General features: G+C 69.3%; 12 protein-coding genes. 7 read left to right on the top strand and 5 right to left on the bottom strand.

The annotated features are described in order from the left end of the window. The first annotated feature begins 19 nt into the window (after nucleotides 1-19). The 7 genes from F6X38_RS08415 to F6X38_RS08385 all read left to right on the top strand — a co-directional run bounded on the left by F6X38_RS08415 (nucleotide 20) and on the right by F6X38_RS08385 (nucleotide 7,628). Complete coding sequence (locus F6X38_RS08415) at nucleotides 20-1,768, top strand: alkaline phosphatase (protein ID WP_150969275.1); 1,749 nt, start codon at nucleotides 20-22, stop codon at nucleotides 1,766-1,768. A gap of 71 nt (nucleotides 1,769-1,839) precedes the next feature. Then, on the top strand, nucleotides 1,840-2,304 hold the full coding sequence (locus F6X38_RS08410; RefSeq protein WP_150969273.1) for a hypothetical protein: 465 nt from the start codon (nucleotides 1,840-1,842) through the stop codon (nucleotides 2,302-2,304). A 3-nt stretch (nucleotides 2,305-2,307) separates the two neighbouring features. Next, nucleotides 2,308-2,982, top strand: a complete 675-nt coding sequence (locus tag F6X38_RS08405; protein WP_150969271.1) for an ABC transporter ATP-binding protein — start codon at nucleotides 2,308-2,310, stop codon at nucleotides 2,980-2,982. A gap of 3 nt (nucleotides 2,983-2,985) precedes the next feature. Further along, on the top strand, nucleotides 2,986-4,230 hold the full coding sequence (locus F6X38_RS08400; RefSeq protein ID WP_150969269.1) for an ABC transporter permease: 1,245 nt from the start codon (nucleotides 2,986-2,988) through the stop codon (nucleotides 4,228-4,230). Between the two features lie 82 nt (nucleotides 4,231-4,312). Further along, nucleotides 4,313-5,668, top strand: coding sequence for an esterase-like activity of phytase family protein (locus tag F6X38_RS08395; protein ID WP_150969267.1), 1,356 nt, complete (start codon nucleotides 4,313-4,315; stop codon nucleotides 5,666-5,668). A gap of 95 nt (nucleotides 5,669-5,763) precedes the next feature. After that, the gene (locus F6X38_RS08390; protein ID WP_150969265.1) at nucleotides 5,764-6,591 is read left to right on the top strand and encodes a UDP-2,3-diacylglucosamine diphosphatase; all 828 of its coding nucleotides are present in this window, start codon (nucleotides 5,764-5,766) and stop codon (nucleotides 6,589-6,591) included. Nucleotides 6,592-6,593: 2 nt separating this feature from the next. After that, entirely contained in the window at nucleotides 6,594-7,628 is a 1,035-nt protein-coding gene (locus F6X38_RS08385) for a glycosyltransferase family 4 protein (protein ID WP_150969491.1), read from the top strand. A 3-nt stretch (nucleotides 7,629-7,631) separates the two neighbouring features. On the opposite strand, the gene F6X38_RS08380 is transcribed toward F6X38_RS08385, so the two are convergent. From F6X38_RS08380 to F6X38_RS08360, 5 genes are read right to left on the bottom strand one after another with little or no spacing between them, the layout of a single operon-like run. Beyond that, nucleotides 7,632-8,657 carry an endonuclease/exonuclease/phosphatase family protein gene (locus F6X38_RS08380; protein ID WP_150969263.1) on the bottom strand — a complete coding sequence of 342 codons (1,026 nt, stop codon included), beginning with the start codon at nucleotides 8,655-8,657 and terminating at the stop codon, nucleotides 7,632-7,634. Nucleotides 8,658-8,685: 28 nt separating this feature from the next. Next, entirely contained in the window at nucleotides 8,686-9,783 is a 1,098-nt protein-coding gene (locus F6X38_RS08375; protein WP_150969261.1) for an ABC transporter ATP-binding protein, read from the bottom strand. 10 nt (nucleotides 9,784-9,793) lie between these two features. Beyond that, nucleotides 9,794-10,708 (bottom strand): ABC transporter permease subunit, encoded by a 915-nt coding sequence (locus F6X38_RS08370; RefSeq protein ID WP_150969259.1) that lies wholly within the window; start codon nucleotides 10,706-10,708, stop codon nucleotides 9,794-9,796. A gap of 6 nt (nucleotides 10,709-10,714) precedes the next feature. After that, the gene (locus F6X38_RS08365; protein WP_150969257.1) at nucleotides 10,715-11,599 is read right to left on the bottom strand and encodes an ABC transporter permease subunit; all 885 of its coding nucleotides are present in this window, start codon (nucleotides 11,597-11,599) and stop codon (nucleotides 10,715-10,717) included. Nucleotides 11,600-11,616: 17 nt separating this feature from the next. Then, nucleotides 11,617-12,954: an extracellular solute-binding protein gene (locus tag F6X38_RS08360; RefSeq protein WP_150969256.1), complete on the bottom strand. Its 1,338-nt coding sequence runs from the start codon at nucleotides 12,952-12,954 to the stop codon at nucleotides 11,617-11,619. Between the last annotated feature and the right edge of the window lie 9 nt (nucleotides 12,955-12,963).

Here is a 12,963-nt window from a genome sequence, read left to right as displayed (position 1 = left end):
ACCCGTTCGGAGAACCGGCATGCGCGGCGCCCTCGCATTCCTCACCGCCACCACCCTTCTCACGTCGGCCGCCGGTGCGGCGACGGTCATGCCGCTCGACCGCGCGACCATCCTCGCCGGCTCGCCCTTCGACGTGAAGGTCGAGTTCAAGGGCGTCGTCGACGAAGGCGCCGTGACGGTCACGATCAACGGCAGGCCCGCCGCCGACGTGCTCGGCAAGCCGGCGGAGTTCATCGCCAAGGAGGACGGCGTCGAGGCTTCGGCGGTGCGCATGCACGGCGTTTCCATCAAGGAGCCCGGCACCTACACGGTCGAGGCCAAGGCCGGCGACGAGACGAAGACCGTCGCCTGGGACGTCTACGGCACGACGGCGCAGCCGAAGGCGAAGAACATCATCTTCCTGCTCGGCGACGGCATGTCGGTCGCCAACCACACGGGCGCCCGGATCATGTCGAAGGGCATGACCGAGGGCAAGGCCAACGGCCGCCTCGCGATGGACGACCTCGACCGCATGGCGCTGATCGGCACCTCGTCCACCAACGCGGTCGCCACCGACAGCGCCAACACGATGTCGGCCTACATGACCGGCCACAAGACGGCGGTGAACGCGCTCGGCGTCTATGCCGACCGCACCAAGAACTCCACCGACGATCCGAAGGTCGAGACGATCGCCGAAGCGCTGCGCCGCACGACGAAGAAGTCGGTCGGCATCGTTTCCACCGCCGAGATCGAGGACGCGACGCCGGCCGCGGTCGTCAGCCACACGCGGCTGCGCGCCGACAAGGACAAGATCGTCGGCATGCTGTTCGGCGTCGCGCCCGACGTCGTGCTCGGCGGCGGCTCGGCCTACTTCCTGCCGCAGTCGACGCCGGGCTCGAAGCGCAAGGACGACACCGACTTCATCGCGAAGTTCAAGGACGCAGGCTACGCGCTCGCCACCGACAGGAACGAGCTCGCGACCGCCGCCGGCTCGAACCAACCGAAGCTCCTCGGCCTGTTCCACACCGGCAACATGGACGTGACGCTGGACCGCGAGTTCCTGCACAAGGGCACGGTCTCGAAGTTCCCGAACCAGCCCGGCCTCGTCGACATGACGAAGGCAGCCCTCGACAAGCTCTCCAAGAACCTGGACGGCTTCTTCCTGATGGTGGAAGGCGCCTCGGTCGACAAGATGATGCACCCGATGGACTGGGAGCGCGCGATGGTCGAGACCATCGAGTTCGACAAGGCAGTCGCCGTCGCCCGCGAGTTCCAGCGCACCCATCCCGACACGCTGATCGTCGCGACCGCCGACCACACCCACGGCGTCTCGATCATCGGCACGATCGACGACGACAAGCCGGGAACGGCGATGCGCGAGAAGGTCGGCACCTATGCCGAGGCCGGCTTCCCGAACTACGAGGACAAGAACGGCGACGGCTACCCCGACCGGGTGGACGTGTCGCGGCGCCTCGCGATCTTCGCCAGCAATTACCCGGACTACTACGAGACCTTCCGCCCGAAGCTGGACAACCCGTTCGTGCCGGCGGTCCAGAACGAGAAGAAGGAATACGTCGCGAACGAGGCCTACAAGGACGTTCCCGGCGCGGTGTTCCGCGAGGGCAATCTGCCGAAGAGCGCCGACACGGCGGTGCACGCCGTCGACGACGTGGTGCTGCAGGCGGCGGGACCCGGCGCGGAGGAGTTCAAGGGCTATATGGAGGAGAGCGACGTCTACCGCGTGCTCGCCGACGCCTTCGCGCTCGCGCCGGCCGGCAACACGAACTGACGCTTCGCGGACAACCTGATGCCGGCTCCGGGTTTCGCGACCCAAAGCCGAAGCCGTTCGAGGATGCGAGGATGCGAAACCACCGTCACACCCGCCGCCGGATGCTCGCGGGGATCGCGGGCGTCATGGCCCTCGCGCCGCTCTCCCGCATTGCCCGCGCCGCCGCGGACGCGACGCTGTCCTTCGACGAGCTCTACGGCCGGACCACCGTGCTCGGTCTCGAATTCTCCGACAAGACCAAGTCGCTCGCCGGCCGGGAGGTCGGGATGAAGGGCTTCATGGCCCCGCCGCTGAAGGCGGAGGCGAAGTTCTTCGTCCTCACCGAGATCCCGATGGCGCTCTGTCCCTTCTGCTCCACCGACGCGGACTGGCCGGACAACATCGTCGTGGTCTACCTGAAGGAAGCCCAGACCTTCGTACAGGCGAACCGGCCGATCGAGGCGACGGGGCGGCTCGAAGTCGGCTCGTGGCGCGATCCGGAAACCGGCTTCGTCAGCCTCGTCCGCATCGTCGATGCCGAGTTCGCGACCGCCTGATCCATGCTGGCCCTCGCCGTCCGCGATCTGGAGGTCCGCTTCGCGGGCCTCGACACGCCCGCCCTCGCCGTACCCGACCTGGCGCTCGCGGCCGGCGAGCGGGTCGCCGTCACCGGCGCCTCGGGCTCCGGCAAGACGACGCTCGTCAACATGCTGACCGGGCTCGACCGGGCGACGCGCGGCAGCATCCGCTGGGGCGACACCGACATCGCCGCGCTGCCCGAGCGCCGGCGCGACCGCTGGCGCGGACTGCATGTCGGCCTCGTCATGCAGGATTTCCACCTGTTTCCCGGCCTTTCCGCGCTCGACAACGTGCTTCTTCCCATGCGCCTGCGGCTGAAGCGGCCCGACGCCGGGATGCGATTGCATGCGGTGCGCCTCCTCGACCGCGTCGGCATCGCGCGGCATGCCCAATCCGCGGAAACGCTGTCGCGCGGGCAGATGCAGCGCGTCGCCGTCGCCGGGGCGCTCGTCGGCCGCCCCGGTCTTCTCGTCGCCGACGAGCCGACCGCCAGCCTCGACGAGGCCGCCGGCGGTCAGGTGGCGGACCTCCTTCTGGAACTCGCCGCCGAGACCGGCACGACGCTGATCGTCGCGAGCCACGATCCGCGCCTCGTTTCGCGCCTCGGTCGCGAGCTGCGGCTGGAGAACGGCCGCATCCGGGCGTCGGGGCCTTAGCCGGTGCTCGGCCTCGTTCTCGCCGATCTTCGGCGTCACGCCGCGGGCGTCCTCGCGATCGCGCTCATCGTCGCGCTGGCGAGCGCGCTCGGCGTCACCGTGACGCTCAGCGAACGGGCGTTGCGGCTCGGCAGCGCGCGGGCGGCGGCGGCCTTCGATCTCGTCGTCGGCGCGCCGGGCTCGGAAACGCAGCTCGTTCTCTCCGCCGTCTTTCTGCAGCCCGCGCCGCTGCCGCTGCTTCCCGGCCACGTCCTCGCCGAGTTGCGTGCCGATCCGCGCGTCGCCTTCGCCGCGCCGGTCGGCTTCGGCGATTTCGTCGGCGACGATCCGATCGTCGGCACCACGGCGGACGTCGTCGCCGGACTCGGCCGGATCGCGGAGGGGCGAGCGTTCGAGCGGATGGACGAGGCGGTGGCCGGCGCGGCGGTGGACCGGCCGCTCGGCTCGACCTTCACCCCGCTGCACGGACGGGCGGCGGAGGGCGGCCATCCGCATGCCCGCATCGCCTACCGGATCGTCGGACGCATGGCCCCGACCGGAACGCCGTGGGACCGCGCCGTCCTCGTGCCGATCCAGGCCGTCTGGAAGGCGCACGAGCATGAGGCGAACGAGACGCCGCCCCTCCTCGCCTCGGCGCATCCGACCCCCGCGCACGCCGACGACCCGGTGCCCGACGCGCCGCTCGACGCCGCGCTTCTCGCCGACCCCGCCGCACCGGGCGTGCCGGCGATCCTCGTCAAGCCGAAGACGATCGCCGACGCCTACAAACTCCGCCAGCAATACCGGGGCGACCGCAGCCTCGCGGTGTTCCCGGCCGAGGTGCTGACCCGTCTCTACGGCACGCTCGGCGACGCGCGGAGCATCCTCGCCGCCGTCGCGGCCGGGGCGCAGGGGCTCGTCGCGGCGGCGATCCTCCTTACCGTCGTCGCGCACGTCCTCGGGCGCCGGCGGCAGATCGGGGCGCTCCGGGCGTTCGGCGCGCCGCGCGGCATCGTGTTCGCCGTGGTCTGGGTCGAGGTCTTCGCGGTGGTCGGCACGGGCATCCTCGCCGGCTTCGGTCTCGGCCGTGCCGCAGCCGGGTTCCTCGCGCGGATCGGGGGCACGGCCAGCGGCGTCGCGCTACCGGTCGAGTTCCACCGCGAGGATATCTGGTCGCTCCTCGCGCTTCTCGCGGTCAGCGGCGTCGCGACGCTCGTCCCGGCGCTCCTCGCCTACCGCCAGTCGCCGGCAGACGCTTTGCGGGGCTGAGCGTCATCGAACGGTCATCGGAGCGTCAATCGCCCGTGACCCAAGCAGGATGTCTTCCGCGCCGCAATCGGAGACCGCCCCCATGATTCTCGTGCGAAGCCTCGCCATCCTCCTCGTCGGCGCATCCGCCGCCTTCGCCGCCGACAACGAAGGCACGCGCTTCGACGCGGTGCTGGCGGGACAGGCCGTGCTCCCCGCCGATACGCTGGTCGCCGCGCCGGCCGACGCGCCGGAATTCCTACGCCAGGCCGGCAAGTTCACGACGCCGGACCGTAAGCGCACAAGCGAACTCGGGAAGGTGCCGGGCATGGACGGCAAACGGCCGACCGGCTTCGGCCTGCCGCTGGACGGGCAGGCCGTGCAGGGCTTCTCCGGCATCCGCCGCATGCCGGACGGCACGTTCTGGAGCCTCAGCGACAACGGCTTCGGCTCGAAGGCGACGTCGAGCGACGGGATGCTGATGCTGCACCATCTCGCCTTCGACTGGCAGGCGGGCAAGGTGGATCGCCGGGAGACCGTCTTCCTCAGCGATCCCGACAAGGTCGCACCCTTCCCCATCGTGATGGAAGGCTCGGACAAGCGCTACCTCACCGGCGCGGACTTCGACGTCGAATCCATCCAGCCGGTGGCGGACGGCTTCTGGATCGGCGACGAGTTCGGCCCCTGGCTCATGAAGTTCGACCGCGACGGGCATCTGAAGGAAGTCCACGACACGCGCGTCGGCGAGGTGAAAGTGCTTTCGCCCGACAATCCGACGCTCCAGCTTCCGGCCGACCCGACGAAGCCGCTGCCGGCCTTCGACCTGAAGCGCTCCGGCGGCTTCGAGGGGCTGGCACAGTCGCCGGACGGCGCGAAGCTCTACGCGCTACTCGAAGGCCCGCTGTTCAAGGACGGCGCGCCGGAGAAGACCGCGGACGGCTGGACGGCGCTCCGCATCGTCGAGTTCGACGTCGCGAAGGACGACTGGACCGGCCGTTCCTGGCTCTACCCGTTCGCGCCGGGCGGCGAATCGATCGGCGACTTCAACATGCTGGACGACCGGACCGCGCTGGTGATCGAGCGCGACAACGGCGTCGGCCGCGCCTCCGCCGCCTGTTCCGCCGAGCCGAAGCCGGACTGCTTCGACAAGCCCGCCAAGCTGAAGCGCGTCACCAAGATCGCCTTCGACGACGCGAACGTCGGCAAGGCGGTCGACAAGCTCGGCTTCATCGATCTCCTGGCGATCAAGGACCCGAAGGGCGTCGCGAAGCAGGGCGGCCACGACGGCCTCTACGACATGCCGTTCGTCACGATCGAGAACGTCGACCGGGTCGACGCGACGCACATCGTCGTCGGCAACGACAACAACTTCCCGTTTTCCGCCGGCCGCGCGCCGAACCGGGCCGACGACGACGAGTTCGTGCTGCTCGAAGTGGCGGAACTCCTCGACGCGCGCTGAGCGGGACGGGCGAGGTTTTCCACAGGCCCGTCACACCGCTGTGACCGGCGTCGGGCAAAGCTCTGCCCGACGCGGCACTCACGGAAGCTTTGGCCATGGATGCGACGGCGACGCGGCGGTTCCGGACGCTCTTCATCTCGGACGTCCATCTCGGCTCGAAGGCGGCGCGCGCCGACCTCCTCATCGACTTCCTGCGCCTCCACGAGGCGGAGACGATCTATCTCGTCGGCGACATCGTCGACGGCTGGCGGCTGAAGCGTTCGTGGCACTGGCCGCAGTCGCACAACGACGTGGTGCAGAAGCTCCTGCGCAAGGCCCGCAAGGGCGCGCGCATCGTCTACGTGCCCGGCAACCACGACGAATTCCTGCGCGACTTTCCGGGCGAGCACTTCGGCGGGGTCGAGGTGCGGCAGTCCGCCGTCCACACTACCGCCGACGGCCGGCGGCTCCTCGTCATGCATGGCGACGAGTTCGACGTCGTGGTGCGCAACGCCCGGCTGATCGCCTATCTCGGCGACTGGGCCTACGACGCGGCGATCGCGGTCAACCTCGTCTTCAACCGCGTCCGCCGCGCCTTCGGCTTCCCCTACTGGTCCTTCTCGTCCTGGGCGAAGCTGAAGGTGAAGAACGCCGTCGCCTTCATCGGCGCCTTCGAGGCGGCGCTCGCCGCCGAAGCCAAGCGCCAGGGCTGCGACGGGGTTGTCTGCGGCCATATCCACCACGCCGAGATCGGCCGGCGCGGCGAGGTCGAATACGCCAATACCGGCGACTGGGTGGAAAGCTGCACCGCGATCGGCGAGCGCGACGACGGCTCGCTGGAACTGATCCGATGGGCGGAAACCGTCGCGGTCCCGGCGATCGGCCGCCGGCGCCCCGTCACGACCGCGCCGAGCCTCGCCGACGCCGACCTGGAAGCGGCGTGACGATGCGTCTCCTCCTCGCCACCGACGCATGGGAGCCGCAGGTCAACGGCGTCGTGCGGACGCTCGCCAGCCTCTGCAGCGAGTTGGAAAATCGCGGAGTGGAAGTGCGCGTCGTCGCGCCGAAGGATTTCCGCACCCTGCCCTGCCCGACCTATCCGGAGATTCGCCTCGCGCTCGCGACCTCTTTCCGGCTCGGCCGCGTCCTCGACGAGTTCCGTCCCGACGCCGTCCACATCGCGACGGAAGGGCCGATCGGCATGGCGGCGCGGCGCGCTGCGATGGCGCGGGGGACGAGCTTCACCACCTCGTTCCACACGCGCTTTCCGGAATATCTCGCCAAGCGCGCGCCCGTGCCGGACAGCTTCTCCTACGCGCTCTTGCGCCGCTTCCACGCGCCGGCGACGGCCTGCCTCGTCCCGACCGAGAGCATCCGGCGCGATCTCGAAGCCCGCGGCTTCCGCAACCTCCGGCTCTGGACGCGCGGCGTCGACCGCGCGCAGTTCCATCCGCGCGAGGCCGTCGATCTCGGCCTGCCGCAGCCGATCTTCCTCACCGTCTCACGCCTCGCGCCGGAGAAGAACCTCGACGCCTTCCTGTCGCTCGACCTGCCGGGCTCGAAGCTGGTCGTCGGCGACGGCCCGATGCTGAAGGAGCTCGCCGCCCGTTACCCGAAGACGCATTTCACCGGTCTCCTCGCCGGCGAGGCGCTGGCGCGGGCCTATGCCGGCAGCGACGTCTTCGTCTTCCCCTCGCGCACCGACACGTTCGGCCTCGTCCTGATCGAAGCGCTCGCCAGCGGCGTGCCCGTGGCAGCCTTTCCGGTGCCGGGACCGCTCGACGTCGTCGGCACGAGCGGCGCCGGCGTCCTGTCGGACGACCTTCGTGCCGCGTGCCTTCGGGCGCTCGCCGTGCCGCGCGAGGCGGCGGTCGCGCATGCCGCACGGTTCACTTGGGAGGCCTGCGCTGATATCTTCCTCGACGCGGTGGGGGAGCAGATGGACCCGGCTGCCACCCGCCGGCTTGATCTCGCCGGCTGAGAGCTAGCGCAACTCGAAGCTCGCGGCGACGAGATCGTGGTCGGACAGCGCCTCGCCGTCCGTATCCAGCGCCGGCAGGTCAGCCGGCGCGGACGCCACGAGACCGCGGTGGAACAGCCAGTCGAGCCGGCGGTGCGGCGTGCGCGGCGTCGAGGTGCGGCTCGGACGCTGCGTCGTCGCGGCGAGGTTCGCGTCCCGCCACTCGAAGCCGGCGGCCCCCAGCACCTCGAACATCGGCTCGTGCGCTTCGGGCCGTTCGAACCAATCGCCGGCCGTCTCCATCGACAGAGTGTTGGTGTTGAAGTCGCCGCCGATCAGGATCGGCGCGCTTCCGGCCGCCTCCATCAGGCAGCCGACGAGACGTTCGGTCTGCCGCGCGCGGTCGGCCGGATCGGTCTTGCTTTCGAGATGGACGGAGGCGACGAGGACACGGGTCCCGCCGAGCGCGATCCAGCCCCCGACCGCCATGCGCCAGCCGAGCCGCTTCTGGCCCTTCGAGACCTCGCGCCACCAGACCCCGCCCTCGTCGAGCCGCAAGACGAACGGATCGAGGATCGGCGCTTTCGCCAGCAACGCGTTGCCGTGGAAGCCGAGTTCGTTACGCGCGCCCGCCAGTTCCGCCTGCTCACGCTCGTCGCCAAGCCCGAGTTCCAGGAACTCGACACCGAAAGCATAGGTCATGCCGAGCGCGCCCGCGAGTTCGGCTGCCGTGTGGCGGTTGCCGGAGCGCGCCATGCCGACATCAGTCTCGGTCAGGAACAGGACATCGGCGCCGGAACGCCGGACGAGATCGGCCGAGCCTTCGGCGTACTTCACGCGTTCGCCGTTCCACGCCGCGACGCGGATCGATCCGCCGAGCGGCGAGCCCACGCCGGTGCCGCCGGCTTCCAGAGCATCGAAGATACCGGCGGCCGAAGCGAGCCGGTCGTGCTCCGCCATCGTCGGCGGCGCTGCCGCGATCTCGATCAGGATGTCCGATGATGGCGCTCGGAGGCGGTCGACGGCGCGTCGAACGAAGCGGTTGGTCATGGCTAGGCTCGTGCTGGACGAAGTGAAATTATTCGGCCGCCACCGCCAGCGGCAGCCGCGGTTCGATTCGCGCGCCGGTCGCGGGATCGAAGAGATGCGTGCGCGACGGCTCCAGGCGGAGCCATGCCCGCTCGCCCGGTTCGAAGCCACCGATGCCCTCCGCCAGCGCGGCGACCTGCGGGCCACTGTCGAGGTTGGCGTAGACGACGCGCGAGGCGCCGAGCTCCTCGACGAAATCGACGGTCGCCGGCAGCGCGCCCGGCTCCGGCTGCGCCAGGAGGCGCACATCCTCCGGGCGGATGCCGAGCACGAGCGGCGTGCCGGGCGCGACCGCTTCGGCGAGGTGCACCAGTTCCTGGGTCGACACGGCGAAGGTTCCGCCGGGGGTGGCGTTGCCCTCGAAGAGGTTCATGGCGGGCGAGCCGACGAAGCCGGCGACGAAGCGGCTCGCCGGCCGGCGGTAGACGTCCGCCGGCGTGCCGACCTGCTCGACGCGGCCGCCGTTCATCACGACGAGCCGGTCGGCCAGCGTCATCGCCTCGACCTGATCGTGGGTCACGAAGATCGAGGTCGCGCCGAGCCGGCGATGGAGGCGGCGGATCTCGGCGCGCATCTGGACGCGGAGCTTGGCGTCGAGGTTCGACAAGGGTTCGTCGAACAGGAACACCTTCGGCTCTCGGATGATCGCCCGGCCCATCGCGACGCGCTGGCGCTGGCCGCCGGAAAGCGCCGCGGGCTTGCGATCGAGATAGGGTTCGAGGTCGACGATCTTCGCCACCGCCGCGATGCGACGGGCGCGCTCCGGCTTGGCGACGCCGGCGACCTTCAGGGCGTAGCCGATGTTCTCCGCGACCGTCATGTGCGGGTAGAGCGCGTAGTTCTGGAACACCATGGCGCAGCCGCGCTCGCGCGGCTCCAGCTTGTTCACGACGCGGCCGTCGATCGCGATCTCGCCGCCGCTGATAGCTTCGAGCCCGGCGACCATCCGAAGCAGCGTCGACTTCCCGCAGCCGGACGGCCCGAGAATCACGACGAACTCGCCCGACCGGATGTCGAGATCGACGCCGTGGACGACGGCGTTGGAGCCGTAGGATTTGCGGACCTGCCGGATGGCGATGGCGGACATGGCCGGCCTCCTATTTCTCGGTGGCGACGAGGCCGCGCACGAACCAGCGCTGCATCAGGATCATCACGACGAGCGGCGGGGCCATGATGATCAGGGTGCCGGCCATCGCGACGTTCCAGTCCGGCAGGCCGAACTCGCCGGGGATGAGCGCCTTCAACTGCGTCGTCGCGGTGCCGAAGTTCGGATCGGTCGAGATGAGAAGCGGCCAGAGATACTGGTTCCAGGCCGCGACGAACATGATCGTCGCGAGCGCCACCATGTTGGAGCGCGACAGCGGCATCAGGATCTCGCAGAAGAAGCGGATCGGCCCCGCGCCGTCCATCCGCGCGGCCTCGGCGATCTCGTCCGGTACGGTCAGGAAGAATTGCCGGTAGAGGAAGGTGCCGGTGGCGGTAGCGACGAGCGGCAGGACGAGGCCGAGATAGGAGTTGAGCAGGCCCCAGTGCAGTGCGACGCGGAGGCCCGAGAGCCGCTCGATCGCCCAGGTCGTGCCCGTCGCGTCGAGGATCGCTTGGAACGGCTGCAGCGCGTTGGCGGCGACGGCGTAGGTCGGCACGATCCGCACCTCCAGGGGCAGCATCAGCGTCGCGAAGATCGCCCAGAAGATCAGCATCCGGCCGGGAAAGCGGAAATAGACGATGGCAAAGGCCGCCATGCCCGCGAAGACCACCTTACCGGCCGCGACGGCCGAGGCGAACACAAAGCTGGTCAGGAGGCGCGGCCCGAGATGCGCCCGCTCCCAGGCCTCGGCGAGGTTGCCGAACAGGCTGCCGCCCGGCACGAGCGGCATCGGCACTTGGTTGACTGCGTGGAGATCCTGCGTCGCGGCGATCAGCACCACCGCGAAAGGCAGGAGCGCCACGATCGCCCCGAGCGTCAGGAGCGCGTAGCAGACGGCGTCGAAGATCGGGGTGCGCTCGACCATTTCGCCCTACCGGTAGTGCACGCGCCGCTCGACGAAGCGGAACTGGACGACGGTGAGCACCATCACGAGCGCCATCAGCACGATGCTCTGGGCGGCGGCGCCGGAATAGTCGAGGCCGCGGAAGCCGTCGAAATAGATCTTGTAGACCATCAGCTCCGTCGAGCGGGCCGGGCCGCCGGCCGTCATGATGTCGACGATGCCGAAGGAGTCCTGGAAGCTCTCGGTGATGTTGATCACCAGCAGGAAGAACAGCGTCGGGGTCAGGAGCGGCAGTTGTAGGTCGCGCATCCGCCGCCCCGGTCCCGCGCCATCCATCGCGGCGGCCTCGATCAGGGAGCGCGGGATCGACTGCAGCGCGGCGACGAAGAAGATCAGGTTGTAGCCGACATACTTCCAGGCGAAGGCGGCGATGATCGCGATCATCGCGTGGTTGCCGTTCAGCGTCGGATTCCAGAAGCCGGGCTCGATGCGGTTCAGCACCGCCAGCAGCCCCGCCTCCGGCCCGGTGATGAAGCGGAAGGCGAGGCCGACGGCCGGCGCGACCATCGCATAGGGCCAGATCAGGACCGAGCGGTAGAAGCGCGAGCCGCGGAGCTCGCGGTCGACGAAGAGCGCGAGCATGAGCGACACTGCCATCGCGATGCCGGTGGAGGCGAGCGCGAAGACGAGGCTGCGCGCGATCGAGTTCCAGTAGGCGGCGTCGCGGAACAGCGCTTCGAAGTTGGCGATACCCACCCAGGCGTTGCCGCCGCCCCACGGCTGCTCCAGCGTCAGCGCCCAGTAGAGCGCCTGGGCCGACGGCCAGTAGAAGAAGACGAAGATCAGCAGGAGAACGGGCGCGGCGAAGAGAAGGCCGACGCCCGTCGAGGAGAAGGTCGCGCGCTTTTCCAAGGCGGAAAGCTCCCGCCTTACGGCAGTTGCTTGCCCTCGTAGGTCCGCTCGAAGCGGCGGAGGATCGCGTTCGAACGCTCGGCCGCGCCGTCCAGGGCGGTCTGGACGTCGGCGTTCTGGATCATGATCTGCTGCAGGCCGTTGGCGATCTCCTGGCGGATCTGCAGCAGGCCGCCGAGGCGGTTGCCGCGGGTCACCGGGCTGGGGGGCGTGTAGGACAGGCTCTGGATCGCGAGCTCCCGGCCCTTGTAGGGAGCCTTCGCGTAGAAGCCTTCCTTCTGGAGGTAATCGTAGCCGGATTTGCGCACCGGGATGTAGCCGGTGACGGTGGACCAGGTCAGCGCTTCCTCCGGCTTGGCAAGGAACTGGAAGAAGGTCGCCGCGCCCTTGTATTCGGCATCGGACTTGCCGGCGAGCACCCAGAGCGTCGCGCCGCCGACGACCGAGTTCTTGCGCTCCGTGCCCTCGTAGACCGGCAGCATCGCGACGTCCCAGTTCATGCCGGGCTTGGCGGTGCGGCCGATCGTGCCGTGGTCGCCGACGGAGGTGAGGATCGTCTGGCAGTCGCCGGCCGCGAAGGCCGCGACGAAGTCCTGGCCGGTGTCCTTCGACTTGATGACGGCGTAGCCGGCGTCGTACCAGCCCTTCAGGTCCTTCACGAAGCGGACCCATTTGCCCTTGTTGAACACCATCTCGGCGCCGAGGCCGTCGTAGCCGTTGTTCATGGTGGCGTTCGGCTCGCCGTGGACGGCAAGGAACTGCTCCTCGAACTGCCAGACCTCGTTGCGCGAGATGTCGAAGCCGAGCGGACAGGCGTAGCCCGCCTCCTTCAGCGCCTTGAAGTCGGCGGCCGCCTCTTCCCAGGTCGCGGGACCGTGGTCCTTGCCGATCTTCGCGTAGGCGTCCTTGTTCCAGTAGAGGAGCGCCGTCGAGGAGTTGAAGGGGAAGGAGTACATCTCGCCCTTCGACGTCGCGTAGTAGCTGGCGATGCCGGGGAAGTAGTCGTTCCAGTCGATCTGGAAGCCGTAGTCCTTCATCAGCTTGTTCGCCGGGTAGAAGGCGCCGGACAGCATGATGTCGAGCGTGCCGACGTCGGAAACCTGCGCGATGGTCGGCTGCTGGCCGGCGCGGAAGGCGGCGATCGTGTTCTGCAGCGAGGCGTCGTAGGAGCCTTGGCTGGTGCAGACGACCTCGTAGTCGCCTTGGCTCTTGTTGAAGCGGTCGCATTGTTCCTGGACGCGCTTGGCGATGTCGCCCGAATTGCCGAACCAGAAGTCGATCTTCACGGGGGCCGCCGCGGCGGGCGTGGTGAGGACGGCGGCGAGCGCGAGGGCGCCGAGGGTCTTCGGTAGCATGGGGCGGTT

The organism is Plantimonas leprariae, assembly GCF_008802405.1.
GTDB classification, from domain to species: Bacteria; Pseudomonadota; Alphaproteobacteria; order Rhizobiales; family Rhizobiaceae; genus Plantimonas; species Plantimonas leprariae.
The sequence above is the reverse complement of the archived record's forward strand: the minus strand, read 5'-3'. Positions and strand labels throughout refer to the sequence as shown.

What these genes read in the sequence shown, in the direction of transcription:
- F6X38_RS08405 (WP_150969271.1), top strand. Translation starts at nt 2,308, where the DNA reads ATGCTGGCCCTCGCCGTCCGCGATCTGGAGGTCCGCTTCGCGGGCCTC.
- F6X38_RS08410 (WP_150969273.1), top strand. Translation starts at nt 1,840, where the DNA reads ATGCGAAACCACCGTCACACCCGCCGCCGGATGCTCGCGGGGATCGCG.
- F6X38_RS08360 (WP_150969256.1), bottom strand. Translation starts at nt 12,954, where the DNA reads ATGCTACCGAAGACCCTCGGCGCCCTCGCGCTCGCCGCCGTCCTCACC.
- F6X38_RS08375 (WP_150969261.1), bottom strand. Translation starts at nt 9,783, where the DNA reads ATGTCCGCCATCGCCATCCGGCAGGTCCGCAAATCCTACGGCTCCAAC.
- F6X38_RS08395 (WP_150969267.1), top strand. Translation starts at nt 4,313, where the DNA reads ATGATTCTCGTGCGAAGCCTCGCCATCCTCCTCGTCGGCGCATCCGCC.
- F6X38_RS08370 (WP_150969259.1), bottom strand. Translation starts at nt 10,708, where the DNA reads ATGGTCGAGCGCACCCCGATCTTCGACGCCGTCTGCTACGCGCTCCTG.
- F6X38_RS08380 (WP_150969263.1), bottom strand. Translation starts at nt 8,657, where the DNA reads ATGACCAACCGCTTCGTTCGACGCGCCGTCGACCGCCTCCGAGCGCCA.
- F6X38_RS08385 (WP_150969491.1), top strand. Translation starts at nt 6,594, where the DNA reads ATGCGTCTCCTCCTCGCCACCGACGCATGGGAGCCGCAGGTCAACGGC.
- F6X38_RS08390 (WP_150969265.1), top strand. Translation starts at nt 5,764, where the DNA reads ATGGATGCGACGGCGACGCGGCGGTTCCGGACGCTCTTCATCTCGGAC.
- F6X38_RS08415 (WP_150969275.1), top strand. Translation starts at nt 20, where the DNA reads ATGCGCGGCGCCCTCGCATTCCTCACCGCCACCACCCTTCTCACGTCG.